Origin of the sequence: Foliimonas ilicis (genome assembly GCF_039939195.1) — a bacterium.
GTDB lineage: Bacteria > Pseudomonadota > Alphaproteobacteria > Rhizobiales > Rhizobiaceae > Foliimonas > Foliimonas ilicis.
This window is the reverse complement of the sequence record NZ_JBDUUH010000049.1, coordinates 1-255: the sequence shown is the minus strand read 5'-3', so window position 1 is coordinate 255 and position 255 is coordinate 1. Positions and strand designations below refer to the sequence as shown.

Here is a 255-nt window from a genome sequence, read left to right as displayed (position 1 = left end):
CTGGCACAGTTAAATGGTTCAATTCCACTAAAGGCTTCGGCTTCATTCAGCCCGATAATGGCGGCGCTGATGCGTTCGTTCATGTCTCGGCCGTCGAACGCGCTGGCATGCGCGAAATCGTCGAAGGTCAGAAGATTGGCTACGATCTCGAACGCGACAGCAAATCGGGCAAGATGTCGGCTTGCAACCTGCAGGCTGCTTAATTGGTTTTAGCCGTCGCGTGACCACGGATGTACTGGCACACTGACAGCTCGA

At 54.5% G+C, this 255-nt stretch carries 1 protein-coding gene; it reads left to right on the top strand.

Annotation, left to right across the window (positions count from 1 at the left end; translation table 11 throughout):
* Positions 1–203, top strand: a 203-nt coding sequence (locus ABFT80_RS28025; RefSeq protein ID WP_347975232.1) for a cold-shock protein, incomplete at its 5' end; no start/stop codon positions are given.
* Positions 204–255: the final 52 nt, after the last annotated feature.